Origin of the sequence: Staphylococcus sp. GDY8P94P (genome assembly GCF_017892255.1) — a bacterium.
Lineage (GTDB): Bacteria > Bacillota > Bacilli > Staphylococcales > Staphylococcaceae > Staphylococcus > Staphylococcus cohnii.
The window spans coordinates 553,089-579,068 of sequence record NZ_JAESKU010000001.1 but is presented as its reverse complement, the minus strand read 5'-3'; the positions used below and the strand labels follow the sequence as shown (position 1 = coordinate 579,068).

Annotated in this window: 28 protein-coding genes; 17 read left to right on the top strand and 11 right to left on the bottom strand. The window is 32.5% G+C overall.

Annotated elements, in window-relative coordinates:
• Positions 1-41 precede the first annotated feature (41 nt).
• On the bottom strand, positions 42-1,286 hold the full coding sequence (locus tag KA926_RS02925) for a Glu/Leu/Phe/Val family dehydrogenase (protein ID WP_107384029.1): 1,245 nt from the start codon (positions 1,284-1,286) through the stop codon (positions 42-44).
• Positions 1,287-2,115: 829 nt separating this feature from the next.
• Here KA926_RS02925 and KA926_RS02920 point away from each other — a divergent pair.
• Both KA926_RS02920 and KA926_RS02915 read left to right on the top strand, forming a co-directional pair.
• Entirely contained in the window at positions 2,116-3,498 is a 1,383-nt protein-coding gene (locus tag KA926_RS02920) for an amino acid permease (RefSeq protein ID WP_210143565.1), read from the top strand.
• A 77-nt stretch (positions 3,499-3,575) separates the two neighbouring features.
• Entirely contained in the window at positions 3,576-4,052 is a 477-nt protein-coding gene (locus KA926_RS02915; protein WP_154409569.1) for an SRPBCC domain-containing protein, read from the top strand.
• A gap of 162 nt (positions 4,053-4,214) precedes the next feature.
• Here the strand turns inward: KA926_RS02915 and KA926_RS02910 are convergent, their stop codons facing one another.
• Positions 4,215-5,396, bottom strand: a complete 1,182-nt coding sequence (locus KA926_RS02910; protein ID WP_210143564.1) for an MFS transporter — start codon at positions 5,394-5,396, stop codon at positions 4,215-4,217.
• A gap of 121 nt (positions 5,397-5,517) precedes the next feature.
• Between KA926_RS02910 and KA926_RS02905 the strand changes: the two genes are divergently transcribed.
• Positions 5,518-6,408, top strand: a complete 891-nt coding sequence (locus KA926_RS02905; RefSeq protein ID WP_183077237.1) for a LysR family transcriptional regulator — start codon at positions 5,518-5,520, stop codon at positions 6,406-6,408.
• Between the two features lie 190 nt (positions 6,409-6,598).
• On the opposite strand, the gene fusF is transcribed toward KA926_RS02905, so the two are convergent.
• Positions 6,599-7,243, bottom strand: a complete 645-nt coding sequence (gene fusF / locus KA926_RS02900; protein ID WP_183077236.1) for a fusidic acid resistance EF-G-binding protein FusF — start codon at positions 7,241-7,243, stop codon at positions 6,599-6,601.
• A 406-nt stretch (positions 7,244-7,649) separates the two neighbouring features.
• Here fusF and KA926_RS02895 point away from each other — a divergent pair, with 406 nt between their 5' ends.
• Both KA926_RS02895 and KA926_RS02890 read left to right on the top strand, forming a co-directional pair.
• Positions 7,650-8,606, top strand: a complete 957-nt coding sequence (locus KA926_RS02895) for an NAD-dependent epimerase/dehydratase family protein (RefSeq protein ID WP_107385818.1) — start codon at positions 7,650-7,652, stop codon at positions 8,604-8,606.
• Positions 8,607-9,153: 547 nt separating this feature from the next.
• Positions 9,154-10,230: a branched-chain amino acid aminotransferase gene (locus KA926_RS02890; protein WP_107384022.1), complete on the top strand. Its 1,077-nt coding sequence runs from the start codon at positions 9,154-9,156 to the stop codon at positions 10,228-10,230.
• A 136-nt stretch (positions 10,231-10,366) separates the two neighbouring features.
• Here the strand turns inward: KA926_RS02890 and KA926_RS02885 are convergent, their stop codons facing one another.
• Complete coding sequence (locus tag KA926_RS02885) at positions 10,367-10,882, bottom strand: cupin domain-containing protein (protein ID WP_319016537.1); 516 nt, start codon at positions 10,880-10,882, stop codon at positions 10,367-10,369.
• 165 nt (positions 10,883-11,047) lie between these two features.
• Here KA926_RS02885 and KA926_RS02880 point away from each other — a divergent pair, with 165 nt between their 5' ends.
• Positions 11,048-11,734: an HAD family hydrolase gene (locus tag KA926_RS02880; RefSeq protein WP_107504833.1), complete on the top strand. Its 687-nt coding sequence runs from the start codon at positions 11,048-11,050 to the stop codon at positions 11,732-11,734.
• A 217-nt stretch (positions 11,735-11,951) separates the two neighbouring features.
• A complete protein-coding gene (locus KA926_RS02875; protein ID WP_107385815.1) occupies positions 11,952-12,341 on the top strand; it encodes a hypothetical protein in 390 nt (129 codons plus the stop codon).
• Between the two features lie 329 nt (positions 12,342-12,670).
• On the opposite strand, the gene KA926_RS02870 is transcribed toward KA926_RS02875, so the two are convergent.
• Positions 12,671-13,333: a deoxynucleoside kinase gene (locus tag KA926_RS02870; protein ID WP_107384018.1), complete on the bottom strand. Its 663-nt coding sequence runs from the start codon at positions 13,331-13,333 to the stop codon at positions 12,671-12,673.
• The gene (locus KA926_RS02865) at positions 13,326-13,943 is read right to left on the bottom strand and encodes a deoxynucleoside kinase (RefSeq protein WP_192959389.1); all 618 of its coding nucleotides are present in this window, start codon (positions 13,941-13,943) and stop codon (positions 13,326-13,328) included. Before KA926_RS02865 ends, KA926_RS02870 begins: the two co-directional genes overlap by 8 nt.
• A gap of 64 nt (positions 13,944-14,007) precedes the next feature.
• Here KA926_RS02865 and tadA point away from each other — a divergent pair, with 64 nt between their 5' ends.
• From tadA to KA926_RS02850, 3 genes are all read left to right on the top strand, one after another.
• Entirely contained in the window at positions 14,008-14,517 is a 510-nt protein-coding gene (gene tadA, locus KA926_RS02860) for a tRNA adenosine(34) deaminase TadA (RefSeq protein WP_107385813.1), read from the top strand.
• An 80-nt stretch (positions 14,518-14,597) separates the two neighbouring features.
• A complete protein-coding gene (locus tag KA926_RS02855) occupies positions 14,598-15,470 on the top strand; it encodes a Cof-type HAD-IIB family hydrolase (RefSeq protein WP_107384015.1) in 873 nt (290 codons plus the stop codon).
• 18 nt (positions 15,471-15,488) lie between these two features.
• On the top strand, positions 15,489-16,055 hold the full coding sequence (locus KA926_RS02850) for an NADPH-dependent FMN reductase (protein WP_103211207.1): 567 nt from the start codon (positions 15,489-15,491) through the stop codon (positions 16,053-16,055).
• Positions 16,056-16,190: 135 nt separating this feature from the next.
• Here the strand turns inward: KA926_RS02850 and KA926_RS02845 are convergent, their stop codons facing one another.
• From KA926_RS02845 to KA926_RS02825, 5 genes are all read right to left on the bottom strand, one after another.
• A complete protein-coding gene (locus KA926_RS02845) occupies positions 16,191-16,529 on the bottom strand; it encodes a transcriptional regulator, SarA/Rot family (RefSeq protein WP_107385811.1) in 339 nt (112 codons plus the stop codon).
• Positions 16,530-16,558: 29 nt separating this feature from the next.
• Positions 16,559-17,374: a helix-turn-helix transcriptional regulator gene (locus KA926_RS02840; RefSeq protein ID WP_210143563.1), complete on the bottom strand. Its 816-nt coding sequence runs from the start codon at positions 17,372-17,374 to the stop codon at positions 16,559-16,561.
• Positions 17,375-17,757: 383 nt separating this feature from the next.
• Entirely contained in the window at positions 17,758-18,636 is an 879-nt protein-coding gene (gene folE2, locus KA926_RS02835) for a GTP cyclohydrolase FolE2 (RefSeq protein WP_107386566.1), read from the bottom strand.
• A 14-nt stretch (positions 18,637-18,650) separates the two neighbouring features.
• Positions 18,651-19,316: a bacillithiol biosynthesis deacetylase BshB2 gene (bshB2, locus tag KA926_RS02830; protein WP_192959391.1), complete on the bottom strand. Its 666-nt coding sequence runs from the start codon at positions 19,314-19,316 to the stop codon at positions 18,651-18,653.
• Between the two features lie 12 nt (positions 19,317-19,328).
• On the bottom strand, positions 19,329-19,688 hold the full coding sequence (locus KA926_RS02825) for a YojF family protein (protein WP_107386567.1): 360 nt from the start codon (positions 19,686-19,688) through the stop codon (positions 19,329-19,331).
• 358 nt (positions 19,689-20,046) lie between these two features.
• On the opposite strand from KA926_RS02825, the gene nagB reads away from it, so the two are divergent.
• From nagB to KA926_RS02790, 7 genes are all read left to right on the top strand, one after another.
• On the top strand, positions 20,047-20,775 hold the full coding sequence (gene nagB, locus KA926_RS02820; RefSeq protein ID WP_192959392.1) for a glucosamine-6-phosphate deaminase: 729 nt from the start codon (positions 20,047-20,049) through the stop codon (positions 20,773-20,775).
• 115 nt (positions 20,776-20,890) lie between these two features.
• On the top strand, positions 20,891-21,523 hold the full coding sequence (gene hxlA, locus KA926_RS02815) for a 3-hexulose-6-phosphate synthase (protein WP_107386569.1): 633 nt from the start codon (positions 20,891-20,893) through the stop codon (positions 21,521-21,523).
• A gap of 1 nt (position 21,524) precedes the next feature.
• Positions 21,525-22,073: a 6-phospho-3-hexuloisomerase gene (gene hxlB / locus KA926_RS02810; protein WP_192959393.1), complete on the top strand. Its 549-nt coding sequence runs from the start codon at positions 21,525-21,527 to the stop codon at positions 22,071-22,073.
• Between the two features lie 625 nt (positions 22,074-22,698).
• The gene (locus tag KA926_RS02805; RefSeq protein ID WP_192959394.1) at positions 22,699-24,057 is read left to right on the top strand and encodes an AMP-binding protein; all 1,359 of its coding nucleotides are present in this window, start codon (positions 22,699-22,701) and stop codon (positions 24,055-24,057) included.
• Entirely contained in the window at positions 24,058-25,200 is a 1,143-nt protein-coding gene (locus KA926_RS02800) for a thiolase family protein (protein ID WP_107386572.1), read from the top strand.
• Complete coding sequence (locus KA926_RS02795; RefSeq protein WP_107504838.1) at positions 25,172-25,534, top strand: hypothetical protein; 363 nt, start codon at positions 25,172-25,174, stop codon at positions 25,532-25,534. Before KA926_RS02800 ends, KA926_RS02795 begins: the two co-directional genes overlap by 29 nt.
• A gap of 1 nt (position 25,535) precedes the next feature.
• Entirely contained in the window at positions 25,536-25,799 is a 264-nt protein-coding gene (locus KA926_RS02790; RefSeq protein ID WP_107386426.1) for a hypothetical protein, read from the top strand.
• Positions 25,800-25,980: the final 181 nt, after the last annotated feature.

The window sequence follows — 25,980 nt, the reverse complement described above, 5'->3', positions numbered from 1 at the left end:
ATTTGAATCAGCTTTTTGCGCCATAAAATAGAAAGTAAGTATTATGCCCAGCCACGGAAACGTGTTGCTTCAGCTGTACGTTTTAGACCTACAACATAAGCTGCTAAGCGCATATCCATTTTTCTATTTTCTGCCAAATCATAAATTTTATTAAATGCTTCAACCATCTTTTCTTCAAGTTTCGTGATAATTTCTTCTTCAGACCAATAATAGCCTTGATTATTTTGAACCCATTCGAAATAAGATACCGTTACGCCACCTGCACTAGCAAGTACATCTGGTATGATTAAAACGTCACGGTGCGTTAATATTTTAGTCGCTTCTTGTGTCGTAGGGCCATTGGCTGCCTCTGCCACAATTTTAGCTTTAATTAAATGTGCGTTTGTTTCTGTAATTTGATTAGATAATGCTGCAGGAATTAAAATATCACAGTCGAGTTCAAATAATTTTTCATTAGGAAGGACTTCTTCAAACAATGGTGTTACACGACCATGTTGTTCCTTCAATGCTAGAAGGTGTTCAATATCTAGACCTTCAGGATCATATAAAGCGCCTCGACTTTCCGATATTGCGACAATTTTAGCACCTTTATCATGTAAAATTTTAGCAATGAAACTTCCGGCATTACCAAAACCTTGAATCACTACACGAGAACCTGCAATATTAATATTTCGACGTTTGGCAGCTTCTTCAATTGTGATTACAGCACCTAGCGCTGTAGCACGATTACGGCCTTGCGAACCACCTAAAGAAAGTGGTTTACCTGTAATAAACGCAAATGCATTTGAACGGTTGATTTTACTATATTCATCCATCATCCAGGACATAATTTGGGGGTTTGTATATACATCTGGTGCTGGAATATCACTGGCAGGTCCTACAAATTGCGAGATAGCTTTGACATAACCACGTGATAAACGTTCTAGTTCTAAATTACTCATTTCTCTTGGATCACATATAACGCCACCTTTACCACCACCGAAAGGTAAGTTTGTGATACCGCATTTCATTGTCATCCACATCGATAATGCTTTGACTTCTTCTACATTCACGTCAGGGTGGAAACGGATACCACCTTTTGTTGGGCCAACAGCTTGATTGTGTTGCGCACGATATCCTTTAAACGTTTTGACAGTGCCATCATCCATGCGTACAGGAATTCGAATTTCTAAAAATCTTAAAGGTTCTTTGACAAGTTCATACATACCATCGTCAAAACCTAATTTATGTAGGGCTTCCTTCATAATTTCTTGAGTCGAAGTTACTAAGTTATTATTTTCTGTCATGTTTATCTCCTCTATCATTACTTCAATATATAAGTTACTTATATATAAATGTTATAGATAATAAGATATAAAATCAATACATAATAACTGAATTTTTATAAAAGTTAGAAAATTCAATTAATATAAAGGTGTATAATTTTTTTGTGAACAAATATTTCATTTTAAGCTTAAATAGTGATTAAATATTGCAGAGGACGCCAAGAAAACACATTACAGTGGTGAAAATCAACATTACAAAATTGGTTAATTATACTTAAATCTTAATAGATATTGAAAGGAGAATGATGTTGTAGATAGTTATATTTAATGTTACTAAAATATAAGTGCTCATGGGATAGTTAAAAGTGATTTTTAATGGTGTACGAAAATGGCTAGCCATGATTAAAGACCATATATTTATTATAATAGTTATATTTTTTTATGACACGTTACATTGTGTATTGCTCATCTATATTGGGACTATGTCATAACTAGACTTCTCTACTATAGCTATGAACAATGAAGAAACATACGTCTTAAATATTTATATTTTACATAGATTTTACCTCGCAATAGTGATATAGAATGAAATCAACATAATGCACAATGAAAATAGAAATAAATCATATAGTAAATGACTCATAAACTTTATAGTATAAATAAAATAATAGTGTAATAACACAATTTTATTTAAAATAATTTTGAGGAATAGTTGTAATTTTCAGAAATAAATAATATTATACAATCAAACATTTTTGATTTATAGTATTTTGCAACTTGAAGTTAAGGGGTATGATTTTAAGTTCTATATGTTGATTATGTTTTAAAACAAAGGAATTGGAGCAAATTTATGACAAATAAATTAAACAGAGAGTTAAGCAATAGACACATTCAACTTATTGCTATTGGTGGTGCTATTGGTACTGGCCTATTTTTAGGGGCAGGTCAGTCTATCAGTTTGACTGGACCATCGATATTACTCACTTACATTATTGTAGGTTTTGTTTTATTTTTATTTATGCGCGCGATGGGGGAAATGTTGCTTGCTAATACGAAATACAAAACATTTGCAGATATTGCTCATGATCAAATTGGGCCTTTTGCTGGTTTTGTAACAGGATGGACGTATTGGTTAACATGGATAACTTCAGGTATGGCAGAAATTACAGCTGTTGCGAAATATGTAGAATATTGGGTTCCAGATTTACCAAATTGGATTACATCATTAGCTTGTATCTTGATACTCATGACTTTTAACTTAACGAGTACTAAAATGTTTGGTGAGTTAGAATTTTGGTTTGCCATTATTAAAGTTGTAACGATATTGGCACTCATAGTTGTGGGTGTAGTGATGATTATATTTGCGATTCAAACGCCATTTGGAAAAACGAGTATATCTAATATTTATAGTAATGGTGGATTATTTACACATGGTGCTTCTGGATTCTTTATGTCATTTCAAATGGTTGTTTTCTCATTTACAGGTATAGAAATTCTAGGTATTACAGCAGGTGAAACGAGAAATCCACATAAAACGATACCTAAAGCGATCAATAGTGTACCTATTCGTATTTTACTATTTTATGTGGGTGCTTTAGCCGTTATGATGTCAATTATTCCTTGGCAGGGTATAGATCCGAACAACAGTCCATTTGTCAGCTTATTTGCATTAATTGGTGTACCGTTTGCAGCTGGTTTAATCAATTTTGTAGTACTTACAGCAGCATCATCGGCTTGTAATAGTGGTATTTTTGCAAATAGTAGAATACTCTTTGGACTGTCGGAAAAAGGTCAAACACACCACTTGCTAATGAAAACGAATCATAGAGGTGTACCTTTTGTCGCAATACTTGTCACTTGTGCGTTGTTATCTATAACTGTACTTTTAAATTATTTTATTCCAAATGCGACACAAGTATTTTTCTACGTAACTGCAATTTCAACTATTTTGTTAGTTGTTGTATGGATGTTCATCATGCATGCTTATGCAAAATATGCGAAATCAAATCCTAACCACCACAAAGAAAGTCAGTTCAAGTTACCAGGTGGTATTCACACTGCAAGGTTTGTACAATTATTCTTTGTCTTTGTGTTGTTGATATTATTTATTGTACCTGACACAAGAATGGGTGTTGTGTTGTCGCCAATATGGTTTATCTTATTGGGACTCATCTATTTTAATTACACGAAAAAAGAAAAAGCGCTTCAATCACAATCCAAAGAAAAAGTATAATAAAAAAATTTTTAGGGAATATAACCAAAGTAATGATTACTTATAGGTTATATTCCTATTTTTTTAGGAGGATAAAAATGGCGATACAGTATGCTAAAGATCAATCAGGTGTTTATCAAACAATAAATTTGAAAATCAAGAGTGATGCACATAGTATTTTTGATTATTTAAGTACCACGGAAGGGATACAACAATGGTTTCCTCAATTGTCATTTCAAGAACGCGTAGAAGGTGGAAAAATGTTGTTTCACTTAGATGATAGTGAAGATTTAGAAATGCGTATTACACATTTTGAAGCAAATAAAAGGATTGGTTTTACATGGGATATTGGGAAAGTGAAATTTGAATTATATGAACATCAATCCTATGTAGAACTCATCTTTTATGAGTATTTACCTTTTGAATTTCCACATATTACACTAGATTTTGCTGGATGGCAATTTCAAATAGAAAGTATCAAAAATATTGCCGAAACAGGTAAGCCGTTAGAGCAACAGAATTGTGATTTTGAAGCGAAGAAAACTGAAATTGAAGCCAGTTTAGCGGTGATTTAAAGTGAAATGCATTAAAAATTTATCAAAAAATAAGGCAAGCAAACGGAAACGAATTTCGTTTGCTTGCCTTATTAATGCGACAAAATATATTGTGACTGAACTTTTGTATTTAAAGAAATCGTTTGTATATCAATGGTTTGTTTAGGTTACATAAGCTTAACGTTAATAACTGGTATTTTTAGCTACTTTTTTTCCATGTAGAATGAAATAAAGTACTATAGATAAAATAACGAGTGCAGCCATAGTGATATATAAATTACGATAACCCATAATTGGGATAATCACACCTAAAATAAATGGTCCTATACCAGCACCAAAATCTGCAAACATATAGAAAGTAGAAGTTGCGAGTCCAATTTTTTCTACTGGAGACTGTTGTATAGCAATCGCTTGCGCACTTGGAATGATTGTACCGTAACCGATACCAATAAAAATTGCTGAAATAAGTAATAATAAACTTGTATGTGTTGCACTTAAAAGTATGAGTCCAACCATGAAGCTAATTAATACTGGATACATTACCTTATTTTCACCGAAATGATCATAAATTTTTCCAGTAAACGGACGTGTAACAAAGGTACTTACTGCATATACAATAAAGAAGAAACTAGATGCGGTAGCAAGGTTGATTTGTTCTGTATAAACAGTTAAAAACGATAGTACACTAGAATATGCGATACCAACGAATATGATAACAAAGGATATTGGTAATGCTTCTTTTTGGATATAAGCACTAAGCCCTTTTTGCTTAGATTCATTGTCCGTTGTTGACGGTTTTGGTTTTGGTAACCCTTTGATGAATAATGAGATAACAAAAGCGAAAATAATGACTGCCAAGCTAACGATAAAAATAGATTCGAAACCAAATCTTTGATTTAATATGATACCAGTGAATGGTCCGATTGCTGAAGCGGTCGTTACACTTAATGCATAATAACCAATACCTTCACCCTTACGTTTATCTGGAATAATTCTAGATGAAATTGTACCAGTTGCAGTTGAAGATAGACCAAAAGCAATGCCATGTAATAATCTTACTATCATTAATATAAGAAGACTGTTGATTGCAAAGTATAAAGCAACAGTGATGATTGAGAAAATAATACCGTATATTAACACTTTTTTAGGTTGCAGATTATCGATAATTCTTCCCGATACTAAACGTCCAAATAACATACCGATGATGAATATACCAGCTGCTAAACCACCCATGCTTTCCGAGGCGTGGTATTTATCAATCGTAAATATAGTGACAGTGACGATTAATGTATAATGTATTAAATACATTAAAAAGTTTGTCATTGTAATGAAGATAAAATCTTTTGACCAGAGTTTATCGTACATATTTAATACCGTCCTTTAATATAAATTTTTAACCATGATTTATTATAATAGATAATATATACTAATGTATAATTAGAATTTTTTAAGTTTACATAAGCTTTACTAATGTAAGGGGGATATAATGAATTTTGAACAATTATCGTACGTAAAAAAGATTTATGAGTTAGAATCTATTGTTCATGCTTCAGAAGCTATGCATATTAGCCAATCAGCAATGAGTCAGTCCATTGCTAATTTAGAGTCAGAATTAGGATATAAAATTTTTAATCGTTCACGCAAAGGGACATTGCCGACGGAAGTTGGAAAACGACTTATACCTTTGATTATAGATATTTTAGAAGCTCAGACGGGTTTATTATCTGAAGTAGAAGCATTGCATAGTAATATCAAAGGTTCATTGAAAATAGCTACCATACCAACTTTATTTAATAAAATTGTACCTAAAGCTTTATCAAACTTTAAAAAGGACTATGCGCATATTGACGTAGAAGTATTTGAAAGTGATAGACAAGAGATTATAAAAATGATTGAAAATAATGAGATAGACATCGGACTTATAGGAAAAACTGAAAATGAAACTTTTAGTCATCGTATTGTCCCACATTCATTAAATTTATCTACTGATTTTAAACTAATTGTACCTAAAAAATCTAAACTGTCTTTAAAAAGCATGGTTGAAATGGAATCGATTAAACAGTTTCCTTTTGTCTTGTATGATCGCAATTTTTATCATAATAATTTTAAAGCATTTGAAGATGAGAATGGGCCGTTAAAAATTGTGTTTAGAACGAATAACCCAAGTGTATTGATTAAAACAGTTTCTGAAGGATTGGGTGTAAGTATCGTATCGAGTTTGATGCTAGAAGATGATCCATTTATATTAAATGGTTTAATTGAGATGTTACCCATTGGCTCGCCGTTTGATTATTATATTTATTTTACAGCTTTAACAAATGTTGATCATGTTAATGAACAAACAATTCGTACTTTTATTGAGTATTTAAAAAAATAAAGTCCCACTAACTCAATAAATTGAGAAGTGGGACATATGCATGAGCTTGAGCGCTACGTTTTTCAATTTTAGTCATCGCTACAGGGGTGGGAGGACGAAATCTTATTATTAAAATTAGATTTCTGTCTCATTACCCCTTATTTTGTGCTTGATATCCTAGACGGTTAACATGTTAGTTTAGATATAAATTTTATGACTGTATTTTATCGACGAATTGATAAAATTGTGTAATGTCTGACAATTGTTGGTTACATTTGATACTGTCAAAACAAATATAGTCACCTTTTTTGGTATATTGTCCATCACTAGAAGTACGAGTTTTACGCATAAATAGAGCGACATTAGATTCCTTATTACAAATTGCGCAATAACCCTTAACGGTTTGGTTAGCAATGTCACCATAAAACCCAGTTAGTAATCCTTGTTCGTCATAATAGATGATGAATTTTCTGTTTGAAGCGATATCGTTCCATCCAATATAAGTACTTTCCAAAAGAATTTCATCACTAATAAGTGGCGATTTAAGCTTTTTAATTTTACGAAAAGTTTTTTCAACTTGCTTCTTTGAAGGGTGTTCAAATGGTATGACATATGTTTGTAAAGTTGCTAAAATCTTATCTACTTGAGCTTTAGAAATGCGTATATTCATTAATTTTTCAATAGCTTCAATCAGCGTATCGTCTGTTTGATGAAACTGTTGATAAATGTCTTCTTTGGTTGTTTCTTTTATAGAAGTAATTGTATTTAAGTCATTTACAGATTTATAAGCATTAAGTAAATGTGCGATGCGTTCTTTGATATAGTTAAATTGATATGGATAAAGTTGTTTTTCCAATTTTTTAAATTCCTTTCACATTATAATTCTTAAAAGCAAAAGATGCTTTGTGAAAAGAAATTTTAAACAAAGCATCAAACTATAGACAGTAATTGCTTTGTATTAATAATGAAGCATTGTTATGCAACATATCATCATCTCCACGTAATGTATTTGTTTGTTTTATATCAAATTCATAAAGAAATGTCAAAAGCAATATATGATAAGGTTTTCTCACGAATTGAGATAAAAAACTTAACAATATTCAGTTTTTGCCTAAAATATCATTAAAATATAACAAATCGATTTATGTACACTCGTGGTATACAAAAAAGCGCTTTTATAGTATAATATTTATAAATACTAGATGTTTGTCCACTACAAAAATACATTACATTTTCTGTAATAAACAAGGGAGTTTTTGATTATGAAAAAAATAATGATTACAGGTGCTTTAGGTCAAATTGGTACGGAGCTCGTAGTAAAATGTAGAGGGTTATATGGAAACGATAATGTACTTGCTACAGATATTAGAGAGCCAGAAGCAGGTTCAGCGATTGCTGATGGCCCATTTGAAATTTTAGATGTTACAGATAAAAACAGAATGACAGAAATCGTTGAGTCTTTTAAACCAGATACTTTAATGCATATGGCTGCACTATTATCTGCAACGGCTGAGAAAAATCCACAATTTGCATGGGATTTAAATATGGGTGGTCTTTTAAATGCTTTAGAAGTAGCTCGAGAATATGATTTACAGTTCTTTACACCAAGTTCAATTGGTGCATTTGGACCTTCAACACCGAAAGTAAACACACCACAAGTTACGATTCAACGACCAACTTCTATGTATGGTGTTAATAAGGTTGCTGGTGAGTTATTATGTCAATATTACTTTGATAAATTTGGTGTAGATACAAGAAGTGTTAGATTCCCTGGATTAATATCACATATTAAAGAGCCTGGTGGCGGTACAACAGATTATGCAGTAGATATCTATTTTAAAGCAGTTCGTGAAGGACAGTATACAAGCTATATTGCCAAAGATACATTTATGGATATGATGTATATGGAAGATGCGGTTGATGCAATTATCAAGCTAATGGAAGCAGACGGTGTGAAATTAATTAATCGTAATGCGTATAATTTGAGTGCAATGAGCATTGAACCAGAAATGGTCAAAGCGGCAATTCAAGAACATTACCCAGATTTTAAATTAAATTATGAAGTTGACCCAGACAGACAAGGAATTGCGGATAGTTGGCCAAATAGTATCGACACTAGTTGTGCTAGAGCAGAGTGGGACTTTAACCCTAAATATGATTTAGCTAAAATGACAGAAGTGATGCTTAAAGAAATCTCAAGAAAAGATAAAGTCAGATAATTATTTTTGCAATGATTGATGAAGCAGTGACTAACACATAATAATCTTTTTCAAAATAAAAGCGCTAATCCATTGTGGGTTAGCGTTCTTTTGTATTTAAATTTTTACGATTTTGATTGGACATGTTTGTCTAGGATGTGAGTTACATATTTCAAACCCGTAAACCTGTCACTCCTCTTATTTACGTAAACGTTAGCACTGTGGCAATTTAATGCAATTGATAAGTTTTAACCCTAAAAATATGCCTTTTTTTTCATTGTTCAATACATATGATCAATGAAAACTTTAAGCTTAATTTCTAATAATAAATTGCGGTATATAAATGTGAATTTCTAAAGTATATCAGTAAATATGAACGTTTTTACTTTAATCAGAGCCACTTATGTACTATTTTTTTATATAATGATAAGCTTGATTTAATAAATTTAATTAGTCTAACATAAAGATATTGTTATTTTTTAAATTTTTTGAAAATTATTGAACGAAACTATTCTGATTGGTATAATTTAATGTATTACCTATTAATAGAACATTGGAGGAAACAGTCATGTCAGAAAAAATTAAATTGATACAGCGTGAAAGCCTTAAAGAAAAACCGGATCCAAGTAATTTAGGATTTGGAGAATATTTCACAGATTATATGCTCAGTTTCGATTATGATATTGATCAAGGTTGGCATGATTTGAAAATTGTGCCTTATGGACCAATTGAACTTTCTCCAGCAGCCCAAGCATTACATTATGGACAAGCAGTATTTGAAGGATTGAAAGCCTACAAACATGATGGTGAGGTAGATTTATTCCGACCATCTGAAAATTTTAAACGTATTAACAATTCTTTGGCACGTCTGGATATGCCTAAAGTTGATGAAGATACCTTGTTAGAAGGTTTAAAACAATTAGTAGATATCGAACGTGATTGGGTGCCAGAGGGGGAAGGTCAATCATTATACATAAGACCCTATGTATTTGCTACTGAAGGCATTTTAGGCGTACGACCTTCATATTCATATAAATTATTAATCATTCTATCACCTTCAGGTTCATATTACGGCGGGGACTCTTTAAATCCTACAAAAATTTATGTGGAAGATGAATATGTGCGTGCTGTCCGTGGCGGTGTTGGTCATGCAAAAGTTGCTGGTAACTATGCAGCTAGCCTTTTAGCACAAACAAATGCATCAGCACAAGGCTATGATCAAGTATTATGGTTAGATGGTGTAGAGCAGAAATATGTTGAAGAAGTCGGCAGTATGAATATCTTCTTTGTAGAAAATGGCAAAGTGGTTACACCAGAATTAAATGGTAGTATTTTACCAGGTATTACACGAAAAACAGTCATTGAATTAGCGCAAAATCTAGGCTATGAGGTAGAAGAACGTCGCGTATCTATCGATGAGCTAATTGAAGCACACCATAATGGTGCATTAACTGAAGTATTCGGTACTGGAACAGCAGCGGTTATTTCACCAGTTGGTCAATTGAAATACGGCGATACTGAAATAGTTATCAATAATAATGAAACAGGAGAAGTAACTCAAAATTTATATGATAATTATGTTGGTATTCAAAGTGGTAAACTTGATGATCCGAACGGCTGGAGAGTAGTTGTACCAAGATATTAAGTTTTTTCAAAAATCGATAACAATAGTTATTACAATAAAAGGAGCAAGTCAGAAATCTAATTTAACAAAGATTTCAGCGTCTTGCTCCTTCTTTTTTGTTTGAAAACCATCAGCATTAAGACAGCGATGTTTCAACTTATTGCCAATATTTATATAGTGGGCCATCCTTGCCATATATTGGATCTGTGTCAGGTAAACTTATGTTTTTGATATTCTCTAAATTTTGTGGCCATTCATCAGGTTTCCCTGTACAAAAATCATAATCATTACCATTTGGGTAAGCACCAATTACTGCAAAATCATGATGACTATGAACAAGTTTATGGCCAAAACCAGCTGGTATGATAATGACATCACCCTGTTGTATATCTACATGAGGGCCAAGTTCACCGCCTAGTTGTACGGTGGCCTTTCCTGAAACAACAATAAGTACTTCATGTGTATTGCTGTGATAATGATGTGTTGGAAATATGCCACCACGCCAAGCATTTGACCAATTATTCTTAGATAAAATATCTAGAGGGCTCTCTTTTTGCTTGATTACATTTTTATATAGCAGTAATGCATATCTGGAGTTATTGGGAATCGAATCATCGCTGTCGCAAGAAATGGTTTCTATTTGAATATTAGGATTAGGCGTCAATGTATTCACCTCTTTTGTGGTATTACTATACGTCATAACCTAAATTTTAGTTTTTTAAACGGTGTGCATAGTCAGTGTGTTAGTTGAGTTATTTGTTTTAAGAACGATTTTTATATTAAAATTAAGTAGTAAATTGAGTGATACATATTGTTTAACATAGGAGCTGTTGAAAACATGGAATGGATATTATTTGATAAAGACGGCACAATCATATATTTTGATCGCAGTTGGATGAAAATAGGGTTGCAACTCGTTGATGACTTTATGGAAACATATAAGGATTCGATTGGTGATATAGATGGAAGTTACGCGTATTTAGGTATCATAGATGGCGAAATTCAACCAGGTACGATCATGGCGTCAGGAGCATTAGATGAAATGATTGAGGCATTTTGTAAAATTGCAAATCAAGATGTAACAAATTGGGCTCAACAAAGAAGTCAAACACTTGTTGATAATAGGGTGCCAGAAAATGTTTTAGTTGAAGGCATCAGCGAAACACTAGATACGTTGAAACAAAGAGGTTACAAATTAGGTATTGTGACAAGTGATTCTAAAAAAGGGGTAGAGCAATTTTTGGAATACACACAATTCGACCATTACTTCGATATTGTAATTTCTACTGAAGCGGATGCCGTTGAAAAACCAAATCCTGAAGTGTTGAATCCGCTTTTTTATAGATATAATGTAGAACCTGAAAATGTAGCAATTATAGGGGATACTGCGAATGATATCCAAACTGGCATCAATGCTAAATTAGGGTTGAAAGTTGCAGTTTTAACTGGTGTTGGCTTAAAAGAATCTTTTGCTCAAGCGGATTATATTTTTGAAACTGCAAATAGTGTCGTCGATATATTATAATAATAGAAATGATGCACAAAATATGGGAGTGGGACAGAAATCTAATTATATTAAATAGATTTTGTCGTCCAACCCTAGCAAGGATGACTAGAATTGAAAAAAACTTGATTTAAAGCGCATTTTCAGTTCAGTCATCTACTGACAATATGAAATGAGGTTGGTACGAATCCATTATGTCTCAGCCTCTTTTTGTATAAAACGTATATGGGGTGATTGAATGATTGATGGAAGATATGCAACTTATCGTGGGGAAACATATAAAGTGGTAGAAATTGTAAGTAATGAGGTATTGTTAGTCACTGAAGATGAACGAGCTACAGAACATGGTTTTGAAGCACAAACATATCGCCACGCTGCGCATACGTTATATTATAAAAATGTAGCCAGAGACGATGTTGATGAACTTTATGAATTATATCAAGAAGCGAGATATAGTGGTGCTATTTTTGATTTATATCAAGACGTAGAGGGTCAATTGTATATTGGAACTGAAGATGAAGATAAAGCAAGTACATTTGATCTCGACCAAACAGATGAATATTATTATAGTAAATATGTTGATGAAGATGAGATAGAAAAGATTATATATCGTAAACATATTGAATAAAGTCCCACTTCCCAACTTGTTGGGTTAGTGGGACTTATGCATGAGCAACAGCTCAGGTAATCCTTAACTCCACTTCCCAACTTGTTGGGTTAGTGGGACTTATGCATGAGCAACAGCTCAGGTAATCCTTAACTCCACTTCCCAACTTGTTAGGTTAGTGGGACTTATGCATGGGCTTTTAACTCAGGTGAATGAGTTATCTTGTTGAAGTGGGACAGAATGAATTTATTTAAAATGACTTCGTTGTCCGACCCTTTATTGTGTGCTCCAAAATTTGTTTTATAGCGTACGTATTGTTGTTTTTTAAATACTTTCAAACAGTGAAAATATTATCGTTGATCTACATTGCGATAAGTTTCAATGATGTGACGGATTTTATCAATGACAGGGTTTAAAGATTCTGGATCTGCATGTAAATCATATTCATTAATGTTCACCCTTACAACTGGACACGCATTGAATTCACTAATCCAGTCTTCATAACGTTTGAATAATTTTTGCCAATATTCTGGATCTGTTTCAATTTCCATTTGGCGACCACGTTGTTTGATACGATCAATCACTTCATCATAATCACATTCTAAATAAATAAGTACATCTGGTTTTGGGAAGTAGGGTGTCATGACCATAGCATTAAATAGTTCAGAATATGTGTTGAAGTCTTCTGGGCTCATTGTGCCTTGTTCTTCATGCATCTTAGCAAAAATATCAACATCTTCGTATATTGAGCGGTCTTGGATAAAACCACCACCGTATTCAAACATACGTTTTTGTTCTTTGAAACGCTCAGCTAAAAAATATATTTGCAAATGAAAGCTCCATCTTTCAAAATCATTATAAAATTTATCCAAATAAGGATTGTGATCTACATTTTCAAAAGAAGTTTTGAAATTTAATCTTTGTGCTAAAGCTTTCGTTAATGTTGATTTTCCAACGCCGACTGTACCAGCGATTGTTATCACAGCATCTTGAGGGATACCGTATTTATTCATCATCTTTTCCTCCAATCAATGGTTGCACTAAATTTAAAATATAATTATAATCATTTTCTTGCTTCATGAAATCTAAATCAGTCGTATCTATTCGAATCACACTTTCACCATCTGCTTTTAATGAATGATAATATGCATTATAATCACGTTTTAAATTAAGTAAGTAGTCGTCTTCTATCTGATGTTCGAAGCTACGATTGCGTAATGCGATGCGCTTTTTCAATATTTCTAAATCTGCATCTAGAAAGATAATCACATTTGGCATTTCCAAATCTTCAGTTAAAATATCGTAAATTCTAGAAAATTTATCGAATTCAGAAGGTGTTAAAGTATTATTTGCAAATATTTTATTTTTATAAATATGGTAATCACTTACGATGCCCGTATGAATTGCTTCAAGATCTTGAAATTGTTTGTAACGATTACATAAAAAGAACATTTCTGTTTGGAAACTCCATTTGGAAATGTCTTCATAAAAATCGGATAAAAAAGGATTTTCATTTACAATTTCTTTTTCTTCATAATAATTAAAAGTTTGACTAAGCTTATGTGCTAGTGAAGATTTACCGACACCAATCGGTCCTTCAACAGCAATAAATTGTTTTTTCATGTTTTTACCGCTCCAATGTTAAAATAGACAATAAATATTGTACCATATGTGAGGTGATAGACACATGTATACTGACCAATTTTATATGGAAATTGCGCTAGAAGAAGCACGAAAAGCTGGTGCTATTGGAGAAGTACCAATAGGCGCCATTGTCGTGAAAGATAATGAAGTCATTTCACGGGCGCACAATTTACGAGAATCCACCCAAGATCCTACTGCACACGCTGAACATATTGCGATTCAAAAGGCTGCCAAACAGCTTAATAGTTGGAGGTTAGCATCCTGCAAACTTTATGTTACTTTAGAGCCTTGTGTGATGTGTTCCGGCGCAATCGTCATGAGTCGTATTCCCGAAGTGATTTATGGGGCACAAGACTTAAAAGGTGGTTGTGCAGGTAGCTTGATGAATCTCTTGCAAGAATCGAGATTTAACCATCGCGCAAAAGTTACTACAGGCGTATTAGCAGAGGAATGTAGCCATTTATTGAAGACATTTTTTAAAGACATTAGACAAAAGAAGAAAATCATACGAACAGAAGATAATACAAATAGTGAAACTTTTGGTAAAATATGAATGTGTTACAAAATTATGGCGAATGATAAATGTGTCATTAAATAGGTGTTATTGAGATAAAGTAGAAACGAGGTAAGCCAATGATAAATTTAATTGCAACAGATATGGATGGTACGTTATTGAACGCTGCACATGAAATATCAGAAGACAATATCCAAGCTATCAAATATGCACAATCACAAGGCATCACAGTAGTAATTGCTACAGGACGTGCATTTTATGAGGCGAATGCACCAATCAACCAAACAGATTTAAAAGTGCCATATATTTGTTTGAACGGTGCAGAAGTAAGAGATGAATCATTTAATATTATGAGCACTTCAAATTTAAATAGAGAACTCATAAATCGAATTACAGAAGAATTAAATAAAGAAAATATTTTCTATCAAGTGTATACGAACTTAGGCATCTATACTGAAAATCCATTACGGGACTTAGAGATTTATATTGATATTGCACAACGTGCTGGACAAGAAGCAGATGTGGAAAAAATAAAAAGTGGTATTCAAAAACGTATTGATAACGGTACGTTAAAAGTAGTTGATAATTATGACAAAATTCAAGATACACCTGGTGAAATTGTAATGAAAATATTAGCTTTTGATAGTGATTTAGAAAAAATAGATCGAGTTAGTGAAACATTAGCAAAATCAGAAAGTTTGGCAGTTTCTTCTTCATCACGCGGAAATATAGAAATTACGCATTCAGATGCACAAAAAGGTATTGCTTTAAACACGATTGCAGAGCGCCTAAATATTGATATGAAAAATGTTATGGCAATCGGTGATAATATGAATGATGTTTCAATGTTGGAACGCGTTGGCTATTCAGTCGCTATGGAAAATGCGGCACCAGAAGTTAAAGCAATCGCAAAATATGAAACAGATTCTAATGAACAAAGCGGTGTGGGTAAAGCGATAATGAAACTACTTAGAGAAAATAACAAATCATAGCATGAGGTGAAAGTGTAGATGAAAGGATTAATCATAATAGGGAGTGCTAAAATGGGCTCGCATACAAATGCCTTAGCCCATTATTTAAAAGGTCATTTTGAAGACCAATATTTTGAGGTAGAAATCTTTGATTTAGCAGAACATCCAATTCATCAATTGGATGTTTCTGGCGTATCTTCACCAAGTGAAGTATATAAAAATAATTTAACATTATTACAAACTAAAGCGCGAAATGCAGATTTCTTTGTATTAGGAACACCAAACTACCATGGTTCATATTCCGGTATTTTAAAAAATGCATTAGATCATTTAACGATGGATGATTTTAAAATGAAACCAGTGGGGTTAATCGGCAACAGTGGTGGTATTGTAAGTTCTGAACCATTGTCTCATTTACGTTTGATTGTACGTTCATTACTCGGTATCGCAGTACCAACGCAGATTGCGACACATGATACAGATTATAATAAATTGGATGATGGTACTTATTATTTGGATAATGAGGAGTTTCAATTACGTTCGAGATTATTTGTAGATCAAATTATTTCGTTTGTAAAAAATAGTCCGTATGAACATTTGAAATAATGTGAAGTTATTTTTGATTAAAAGATTACAATAGAAGTTGTATCTTACGATGTACATAATCTAAAGGTTTTGGAGCGCATATAAAATCAAACGTTAATTTGATTTTATATGCGCTCTTATGTTGTTGGTAATGAATTAAGCACTACTGTGAAGTATTGAATCAACAATTAAATGATACTGTTCAATCAGCTGTTTAATTTCTGCTAACTTGATATCATGCAAATAAATACATCTTTCATCAGTTTGATCTCGAGACTTTTTTAAAAGATTAAGTTCGATAAAATGATTGATTTGTGATGAAACAGGTGAATTTTGGACTTGTAATAACTTTTTCAATTCAATAGCATTTATTTTATTTTTATTGAGATAGAGTAATTTATCCAAAATGATTACTTCGGAAATAGTAAGATTCAAGTTTTGTTTCACCACTTTATTAATCAATCCTCTTTTTTCTTCATAAATAATAGTATTCATGTTGTCACCACACTTTTAATATTTTACTTTTATGCGTTAGATTGAAATTGTTGATAAAAATCGAATTTTAAATGTTGAATTTCTGACCGACTTTTTGTATGGGGGTGAATATCGGAAGGATGGCAACCAATAACATTGTTGAAAAGATAGCAATATTCATTTTGAGTGCGAAAACCGTAACGTTGTTGTACGATATTTAAATGATCACCGTTAAGCAAATCACATACGGAAGCATGAATTTTAGATGACGTAATATATTGAGATAATTTACAGTTCATCAATGTTGAAAATTCTCTTGATAGAAAGCTATTATTTACAAAAAAATAATTAGCGATTTGTTTGCAAGTTATTTTAGTAGTTAAATGTGTGTTTACATATTGAACCACATCTTTAATTAAAGCTGTTTTATAACTGCATTGTATTTCGGAACTTTGCGAGTTATGATACTCAGAATATTGAATATTTTTAATCAAATGCTTAATGGCTTCGTTTAAGTTACTTATAGATTGATGTTGAATCGCATCAACTATATCTAAAAATTGGACGCGTCTCTCTTTTTTAATCGATATATGTTCAATAGCGTCAAAATTTAGTTTCTGAAAGTATTGATAATAGTAAAAATTATTTAGTGAAAGACAAATTAAACTACCGTTAAAAGAGAGTTGTGTAATGGATTCATAGTCATGGACATGAAATACGTCACCTACTTTAAAATGGTGGAAAGTAGTGTTTTTCAAAACCATAAATTCTCCTTGTGTTATTAAAAAAACATGCAGAAAATGTGGTCTGCTTAATTGACTTATAGGGACATGCTTCGCATGATATGTTTTTAAAGTATAATCCATTTTATTGATTTCACCACTTACATCAAAATAAAAATTAATTATAAACTACTACTGTCATTATTTTAATATGAAAATTGTATATAGAACATTAATAAAATTTAACAGTTAATATACATTATTTTATAATTAGTTGCAGATGGGGATATTTAGTGGTGGTATTTTTAAATGAACCATTAAAATTTTACTATTACAAATTTAAGTAATGAATTTGGAGAAAAATAACATTATTTAGTAACTATAGAAAGTTTAATTGTTGGGAAAATTTTTTGAAAATAAAACAAAGTTAGAATCAAAAATAATAGGCTGCTAAACTTCTATTATCATTTAGAAATTCAGTAGCCTAATTTTTGATGACTTGCTATATTGATTTGTAGCTATGCGTGCTATTTTCTATATTTTATTTTTGCAAAAGCATCATGTTGGTGAATAGATTCTTCGTTTCTGCATTCAATATCAAAGCCTTCAATCCAATCAAAATCAACTAAATCTGCTGCGATAAGGCGAATCAAATCTTCAACAAACCTCGGATTTTCATAAGCGCGTTCCGTGACACTTTTTTCATCTGGTCGTTTTAATATAGGATAAAGTATAGAACTTGCATTGGCTTCCATTGCATCTAAGATTTTTTCTTTGTAATCGTCTGTTAAAATAGCTTCGTTGTTCAAAATAGCTTTAACTGTAATGATACCGCGCTGGTTATGTGCCGAATACTCACTAATTTCCTTTGAACAAGGGCACAATGTTGTAACTGCAGCTTGTAGTGTAATTTCTTTGCGTGTAATACTTTCTTTGTCTATCGCCATACCGTATGTCACATCTGCATGACCTACTGCTTTAATATTCGTGATCGGACTGTGACGGTCAAAGAACCATTTAGCTGAAACATCAACACCAGCAGCATTTTGTTCCATGCGCTCTTGTAAGCTACGCAAAAGTCGATATAAAGAATCAAAATCTAATTCAATGCCATTATCGTAGTGTTTTTCAACACTTTCTAGAATGCGGCTCATGTTTATACCTTTTTCATCTTGATTAAGGCTAGTTGAAAAACTGAAGTTTCCAGCTGTTTGGAAACGATCTACTAATACAGGGTATACAAGATTTTTAATGCCTACTTCTTCAATTTCAAATAAGTAGTTTTTATTCGTGCTTTGCAAATCTGTCATTTCTTCTTTAACGGTTGGTTTTGTACCTTCGATTGGATCAACTGAACCAAAATGCTTCCATCGACCTTCTCGAGTTGATAAATCAAATTCTGTCATGATATTGCCTCCACTTAAGATTCAAAGTTATAAGTCCAATAAGGTTCAACTTCTAAAAAGCTTTGCGCTTCTCCAGAAACATCAGGTGTAGCAAGTTGTTTCAAGAATGGTCCCGTTTGAGATGCGTGTGCTTCAAAAGCGCGAAGTTTTACCTCTTTATAATCACTGATCTCATTTAGAATGTCAGGTTCACCTAATTTTTCAGGCGCGTCATTGCTAAATGCAACAAGTTGTAGACGGGGTCTTTCTGATGGTTTCAAGCGTCCTACAGTTCTCACAACTGCTTCTGCTGTAGCTTCATGGTCTGGGTGTACTGCAAATTGAGGATAGAACGATATGATGACGGATGGGTTTAATTCATCAATTAATGATTGCACCATCTCATCCATTTCGTCGTGAGGTTCAAATTCTACAGTTTTATCACGCAAGCCCATTTTGCGCAAATCAGTTATACCAATGGCTGACATCGCAGCTTCTAATTCTTTTTCACGAATGTCCGGCAAAGATTCACGAGTGGCAAATGGTGGATTGCCTAAATTACGTCCCATTTGACCTAATGTTAAACAAGCGTATGTGACTGGTACACCATTATCTATATAACGCGCCAATGTACCTGCAGATGAGAATGATTCATCATCTGGATGTGGAAATATAACTAATACATGGCTTTCCTCTGTCATGATTTATCCTCCTTATGCTTTAAATGATTGAGTGCTTATTTCTAAAGCAGCTGCTAATTGACCTTCATAATTAAAACCAGCTAATAGAAACTCACCATGTTCATTTATTTCGTAGTGTGTTAAACCTTGAACATAGACCCAACCGCCATCTTTGAGTTTCAAACCTACGCGATATGGATCTTTATTGCCACCTTTAAGCTGTGCATGCTCAAAAGTGACTTGAATATTTCTTAAAAAAGTGCCCGCGTTAAATACACGTTGATCAAAATGTGCAGCATATGCACCATTCGTTGTCTCTACATGTAAATACACGGGTTTATCTTCATATGAAGAAAGTAATGTTTGTACTTTTTCATCTATTATTGGTTCCAAACTTTTGCCTCCTTGATTCCAAAACCCTATACTTTTATGAAATAAATTGTACTATACAAGTGTTAATAAAAATAATTAGTCTAATCTTTAGTGTAAACTGACTTTGAAACATTTTCTACCTGAAAAGTGAATTTCAACTTAGATTTATACATAAAATTTGATTATCTATTTATTTTACTAAAAACAGCGATGAAAATGTATTAGTCTGCTCATTACACCTTTAGTCATTTTATATAATATTTGCAATTTATTAAATATCTATTTTCTGTAAAAAATATCAAAAGAACGTATAATAGAAGTATCATCAAATTTTGTTTATAACAAATAACAAATTCAACATATTGGGGAGGGCAATAATATGAAAATTACAAATTTAGGTTCTAGTGAATATGCTTCATTTTATGTTGCATGTGAATTGTTTAAACAAATGAGTCAACAACCACATAGTAAGTTAGGGCTAGCTACTGGTGGGACAATGGTCGAAGTTTATGAATTTCTAGTTAGTTTACTGCAAAAGAATCAACTAGATGTATCTGAAATAGAAACATTTAACTTGGATGAATATGTCGGTTTATCAGCGACACATGAACAAAGTTATCATCGATATATGAATGATGTTCTATTTAATCGTTATCCACATTTCACGAAATCTTTAATACACATTCCAGATGGAGCTGCAGATGACTTAATGGCAGAAACGAAAAGATACGAAGATTTAATCAATCAAAAAGGGCCACTGGATATACAAATATTAGGTATAGGTGAAAATGGTCATATCGGCTTTAATGAGCCAGGTACTGATATGAATAGCACAACTCAAGTTGTAGATTTAACAGCTAGTACAATCAATGCCAATAGTCGTTATTTTGACAATGAAAGTGAAGTACCTAAACAAGCTGTGTCTATGGGCTTGGCTTCAATTTTAAAAGCGAAAAGAATCATTTTGTTAGCATTTGGAGAGAAAAAGAGAACGGCAATTGAACAATTAGCTAAGCATGAAGTAAATAAACAAGTGCCAGCTACGATATTGCTCGCACATCCAGATGTCGAAATTTACGTTGATGACGCTGCAGCACCACGCTTATAATCTCTCAGTTTAAATCATCATTGTAAGGGTAAATAGTTTATGCGTAAGTTTTTAAATAAAGTAAGTTAGGTCATGATTTCCATGCCTATCATTAAATCAAGAAGGGATGATCATTTTGGAATTACAACTAGCAATTGATTTATTAAATAAAGAGGAAGCGGCAGAACTTGCAAATAAAGTTAAAGACTATGTTGATATTGTAGAGATTGGTACACCTATTGTGATAAATGAAGGTTTACCGGCTGTACAACATTTAGATAATAATATAGATGGTGTGAAAGTACTTGCAGATTTAAAAATTATGGATGCAGCAGATTATGAAGTAAGCCAAGCTGTTAAATTTGGTGCAGATGTAGTAACAATTTTAGGTGTCGCAGAAGATGCTTCTATTAAAGCTGCAGTAGACGAAGCACATAAAAATAATAAAGAATTACTTGTAGATATGATTGCAGTACAAGACTTACAAAAACGTGCTAAAGAATTAGACGAATTAGGTGCAGATTATATCGCTGTTCATACTGGTTATGATTTACAAGCAGAAGGTGAATCTCCATTAGAAAGTTTAAGACAAGTTAAATCAGTAATTAACCAATCTAAAGTTGCTGTAATTGGTGGTATTAAACCAGATACAATTAAAGAAGTCGTAGCTGAGGAACCTGATTTAGTTGTAGTTGGCGGTGGTATTGCTAACGCGGATGATCCAGTTGAAGCAGCAAAACAATGTAGAGACGCGATTGAAGGTAGATAAGATGAGTGAAATTACAAATTATCGTTTGATTTTAGACGAGTTAGATCATACGTTATCTCATGTTAAAGATAGTGAAACACAAGCTTTTTTATCACAAGTGACTAAAGCAAATCATGTTTTTGTAGCGGGTAAAGGACGTTCTGGATTTGTAGCAAATAGTTTTGCTATGCGCTTAAATCAACTTGGAAAATTTTCTTATGTTGTTGGTGAATCAACAACACCTTCAATTACTGAAGATGATTTATTTATTGTCATTTCAGGTTCAGGTTCAACGGAACATTTGAGATTATTAGTTGAAAAAGCAAAATCTGTCGATGCAGAAGTCGTGTTATTATCAACGAATCCGAATTCGGCAATTGGTGCATTGGCTAATACGGTTATAGAACTTCCTGCAGGTACAAAATATGATGCAGAAGGATCCGCACAACCTTTAGGTAGTTTGTTTGAACAAGCAGCGCAAGTCTTTTTAGATAGTCTAGTATTAGATTTAATGAACGAACTTAAAGTCGATGAAGAAACGATGCAAAGTAATCATGCTAATTTAGAATAGTGTATTACAATAAAATATATAGTCGTTGAGTATGTTATATGTTAAAAAATGCATCTCATTCTCATAAAAAGAGAGCTAATTCCAAATGGATTAGCTCTCTTTTTTACGGTTGAAATTTTGCGATTTTAGCCGTGCATGTTTATCAGGGCGTATGATTTACAAAATTCGAGTTGTTGTTGCTCACTTGTAAATTTCTGACTATTGTAAGAAATTTATGTCCGTTTGTCGAATAGATGATAAGTTTTAATGGAATGAAGTAGTGGTTTAAGTGGAATAAATACTGCTGGATTCTTATGAAAAGTGAATTTATACTAAAATTTTGTATCAATAGTGATGAAATTTAAAGTTTATCAATGTAAATACTAACGATATTATTAATCAAAATAAAAATATTCAGTATACAAATTTGTTTAATAATAAATATATTAAATCATATTAAAAATGGGACGATTTACCACGAATCGCTCATTTTTTTGTTTTTTTAGGAATTGGAATTCAAAATTGCTCAATTTAAATTAAAAACATGGGATGTTTATGGTATTAGAAACCAAATGTTTTCATTACATTATTTTATACTTTAAATGTTAATATATTTTGTATAAAAGTTAACAAAGGGGGCTGGAATTTGAAAATTTTAGAAGAAATAGAAAATCACGCAAAACAACAACCGCATCTAGTTGCTTTGAGCTTTGATAAACAAGATTTAACTTATAGTGAATTAATCAAAGAATTGAACATTAAAAGCGGCTTGTTTTCTAATATACCTAAACATAGTTTTGTAGGAGTGGTAACACGACATCCACAAAAGACAATGATTTTATATTTAGCATTGTTAAAAAATGAATGTGTACCGTGTATTTTCGATGATAGATGGTCGAGCGCGCAAACCTTTAATTTAGTCGAAAAATATGGTGTTCAATATCTAATAGAAGAAGATGATTTAAGTATACATAATGTGGTCAAAAAAGATAAATTCAAGAACGATGGGGATTTGCTGCATATCGCTTTTACATCTGGAACAACAGGGTTACCTAAAGCATATTATAGAGGTGCATTATCTTGGATTAAGTCTTTTTCAAAAAATGATCAATTATTTGACAGGACCATAAATACAATCGTTGCTCCAGGTCCGATGTCACATTCTTTGTCATTATATGCATGCATTTATGCTTTGTATACAGGTAGAACATTTATAGGACAGCAATATTTTGAAGCAAAGCGGTTAATGCAAACAATCCAACACCATAAAGTAAACATAGCGTGCTTTATGGTGCCAACAATGATACAAGCATGCGTTTCAACTCGAATTTTAATAGAAGGAAAGCATTATATTTTAAGTACTGGAGATAAACTTGCCTTACACGTTCGTCAACGTATTCAACAATGTTTTCCCGAAAGTGATTTGATTGAATTCTTCGGGACGTCAGAGGCTAGCTTTATTAGTTATAACTTCAATAATAGTGCGCCACCAGAATCTGTTGGTAAATTGTTTCACAACGTGCGCGTAAATATTGAACAGTCAGACGAATCAGGGATAGGTTTATTAAAAATACGAAGTGATATGTCATTTAGTGGTTATGTCGATGAAGATATCTGCAAGGATAGGTGGATTGAAACAGGGGATTTTGCTTCATGTGATGCGCAGGGACATTTATTTTTACATGGTAGAAAACATGACCGCATGATTATTGGTGGACGTAATGTTTATCCTTTCGAAATTGAACAGAATGCAAAATATATTGATTTATTCAATGAAGTAGTCGTTATCAGTGAAAAACATTCTAGATTTGGAGAAATTGCCATATTACTTTATACAAGTGATCGTATAGTTAGTTATAACTATTTTAGAACGATAATGAAACATCATGTAGCGCGTTACCAAATACCATCGAAATTAGTTAAAGTAAAACATATGATCGATACCTCGAGTGGAAAAATTGCGCGAGAACGTATGAAGCAATGCTATTTAAAAGGAGAATTATAAATGAATGAAGCGGTAATTGTAGCAGCAAAACGAACTGCATTTGGTAAATATGGTGGGAAATTACGACATTTAGAACCTGAATTATTATTACAACCATTATTCAATTATTTTAAACATAACTATGCAGCAATAGTTAGTAATATAGATGACGTAATTTTAGGTAATGTTGTAGGAAATGGTGGTAATATTGCACGTAAAGCACTTTTAGAAGCTGGATTTAATCAACAAGTGCCAGGTGTGACGATTGATCGTCAATGCGGCTCAGGGTTAGAAGCTGTAAACCAAGCTTGTCGCATGATTCAAGCAGGTGCTGGATCAATATATATCGCGGGTGGTGTGGAAAGTACAAGTAGAGCACCGTGGAAAATTAAACGACCGCAATCTGTATATGATACGCATTTACCAGAATTTTATGAAAGAGCTTCGTTTGCACCTGATGACCAAGATCCATCTATGATACAAGCAGCTGAAAATGTTGCTGAAAGATATGGTATATCAAGATTTGACCAAGATGAATTCGCATGGCACAGCCATCAAAAAACGCTTGATGCTTATCAACATCATAATATTACCCAAGAAATAACGCCATTGACGATTAAGGGAGAAATATTTGAACAAGATGAAAGTATTAAAACTAAATTAACGCAACAAACGTTAGGGCGATTAAAGCCATTATTACCAAATGGAAGCATCACTGCTGGCAATTGTTGTATGAAAAATGATGGTGCTGTATTACTACTTGTCATGGAAAAATCAGTTGCTCAAGCATATGGCATACAAAGTGGATTATCATTCATTGATCAAGTAACCGTAGGTGTAGATCCTAATATACTTGGCATTGGTCCTGTGCCTGCTATTGAAAAGGTATTAGCAAAACAGCAACTGTCTTTAAATGATGTCGATGCTGTAGAGTTAAATGAAGCATTTGCATCTCAAGTTTTAGCAAGTCAACAAGCATTAAACATACCAGCAGAGAAATTAAATATTTACGGTGGCGCTATAGCTACTGGACACCCTTATGGTGCAAGTGGTGCTGCACTTGTTACAAGGTTGTTTTATATGGAGCATAAGTATAGAACAATCGCAACCATGGGTATTGGAGGAGGTATGGGCAATGCCACATTATTTGAAAGATGGACATGAACAACAAGAAATGGTATTCCATAAAAAAGATGTAGAAGCTTATAATCAATTGTTTGAACAATCGAATAGCACTGATGTTTCTCCGCTTTATTGTGCGAGTCTATGGCCTGAATTTGAATTGTTCAAACCTTTTATTTCTAGTAATTTACTATTAAAGTCAACAGAAATTGAACAATATCATCCATTAAAAATTGATGTTATATATCAAGTACAATTGACATTGATTGAACAGAAAAAAATTCGTCAATTTATTAAATATAGCTTTGAAATGAAAATAAATAAAAATAGGACTAATTGTATATATATTATGCAAACGTTTTTAGAGAAGGTGTAAAATGATACAGATATTACCCAACGATGTAGAGCAATATTTGCGTCTTGTCAAAGATGAAAATCCTTTGCATCGTCAGATTGTACCGGGACAAATGATTGTGCAACTTGCATTGATATACAATGAATTGAATTGGAAAAGTTATAAAATTAATTATGTTGAACCAGTTGATATATATGAATTTCTTCAATTTGATCTTGAAAGTAAACATAAATTAGTTGTGAAAAATAATCACAATAAAGTTAAAGTTACTATTTTGAAAAAATAGGTTGGTAATCAATGAAAATTGTCCGTAATTAGATAATGAATTTAAAAGGAAAATGAGTTTCTTCATATTTAAAATTAAATACATTTTTTGTATAAAAATTAAAAAACGAAAATTAAAAAATTTGAATCAGTTTGACATACACTCCGAACTCAGTATAATAAGTAAACATGTTAAGGGAGTG

Coding starts and splice junctions, on each gene's coding strand:
- KA926_RS02925 (WP_107384029.1), bottom strand. CDS start 1,286: ATGACAGAAAATAATAACTTAGTAACTTCGACTCAAGAAATTATGAAG.
- KA926_RS02920 (WP_210143565.1), top strand. CDS start 2,116: ATGACAAATAAATTAAACAGAGAGTTAAGCAATAGACACATTCAACTT.
- KA926_RS02915 (WP_154409569.1), top strand. CDS start 3,576: ATGGCGATACAGTATGCTAAAGATCAATCAGGTGTTTATCAAACAATA.
- KA926_RS02910 (WP_210143564.1), bottom strand. CDS start 5,396: ATGTACGATAAACTCTGGTCAAAAGATTTTATCTTCATTACAATGACA.
- KA926_RS02905 (WP_183077237.1), top strand. CDS start 5,518: ATGAATTTTGAACAATTATCGTACGTAAAAAAGATTTATGAGTTAGAA.
- KA926_RS02895 (WP_107385818.1), top strand. CDS start 7,650: ATGAAAAAAATAATGATTACAGGTGCTTTAGGTCAAATTGGTACGGAG.
- KA926_RS02890 (WP_107384022.1), top strand. CDS start 9,154: ATGTCAGAAAAAATTAAATTGATACAGCGTGAAAGCCTTAAAGAAAAA.
- KA926_RS02880 (WP_107504833.1), top strand. CDS start 11,048: ATGGAATGGATATTATTTGATAAAGACGGCACAATCATATATTTTGAT.
- KA926_RS02875 (WP_107385815.1), top strand. CDS start 11,952: ATGATTGATGGAAGATATGCAACTTATCGTGGGGAAACATATAAAGTG.
- KA926_RS02870 (WP_107384018.1), bottom strand. CDS start 13,333: ATGAATAAATACGGTATCCCTCAAGATGCTGTGATAACAATCGCTGGT.
- KA926_RS02865 (WP_192959389.1), bottom strand. CDS start 13,943: ATGAAAAAACAATTTATTGCTGTTGAAGGACCGATTGGTGTCGGTAAA.
- tadA (WP_107385813.1), top strand. CDS start 14,008: ATGTATACTGACCAATTTTATATGGAAATTGCGCTAGAAGAAGCACGA.
- KA926_RS02855 (WP_107384015.1), top strand. CDS start 14,598: ATGATAAATTTAATTGCAACAGATATGGATGGTACGTTATTGAACGCT.
- KA926_RS02850 (WP_103211207.1), top strand. CDS start 15,489: ATGAAAGGATTAATCATAATAGGGAGTGCTAAAATGGGCTCGCATACA.
- KA926_RS02845 (WP_107385811.1), bottom strand. CDS start 16,529: ATGAATACTATTATTTATGAAGAAAAAAGAGGATTGATTAATAAAGTG.
- KA926_RS02840 (WP_210143563.1), bottom strand. CDS start 17,374: ATGGATTATACTTTAAAAACATATCATGCGAAGCATGTCCCTATAAGT.
- folE2 (WP_107386566.1), bottom strand. CDS start 18,636: ATGACAGAATTTGATTTATCAACTCGAGAAGGTCGATGGAAGCATTTT.
- bshB2 (WP_192959391.1), bottom strand. CDS start 19,316: ATGACAGAGGAAAGCCATGTATTAGTTATATTTCCACATCCAGATGAT.
- nagB (WP_192959392.1), top strand. CDS start 20,047: ATGAAAATTACAAATTTAGGTTCTAGTGAATATGCTTCATTTTATGTT.
- hxlB (WP_192959393.1), top strand. CDS start 21,525: ATGAGTGAAATTACAAATTATCGTTTGATTTTAGACGAGTTAGATCAT.
- KA926_RS02800 (WP_107386572.1), top strand. CDS start 24,058: ATGAATGAAGCGGTAATTGTAGCAGCAAAACGAACTGCATTTGGTAAA.
- KA926_RS02795 (WP_107504838.1), top strand. CDS start 25,172: ATGCCACATTATTTGAAAGATGGACATGAACAACAAGAAATGGTATTC.
- KA926_RS02790 (WP_107386426.1), top strand. CDS start 25,536: ATGATACAGATATTACCCAACGATGTAGAGCAATATTTGCGTCTTGTC.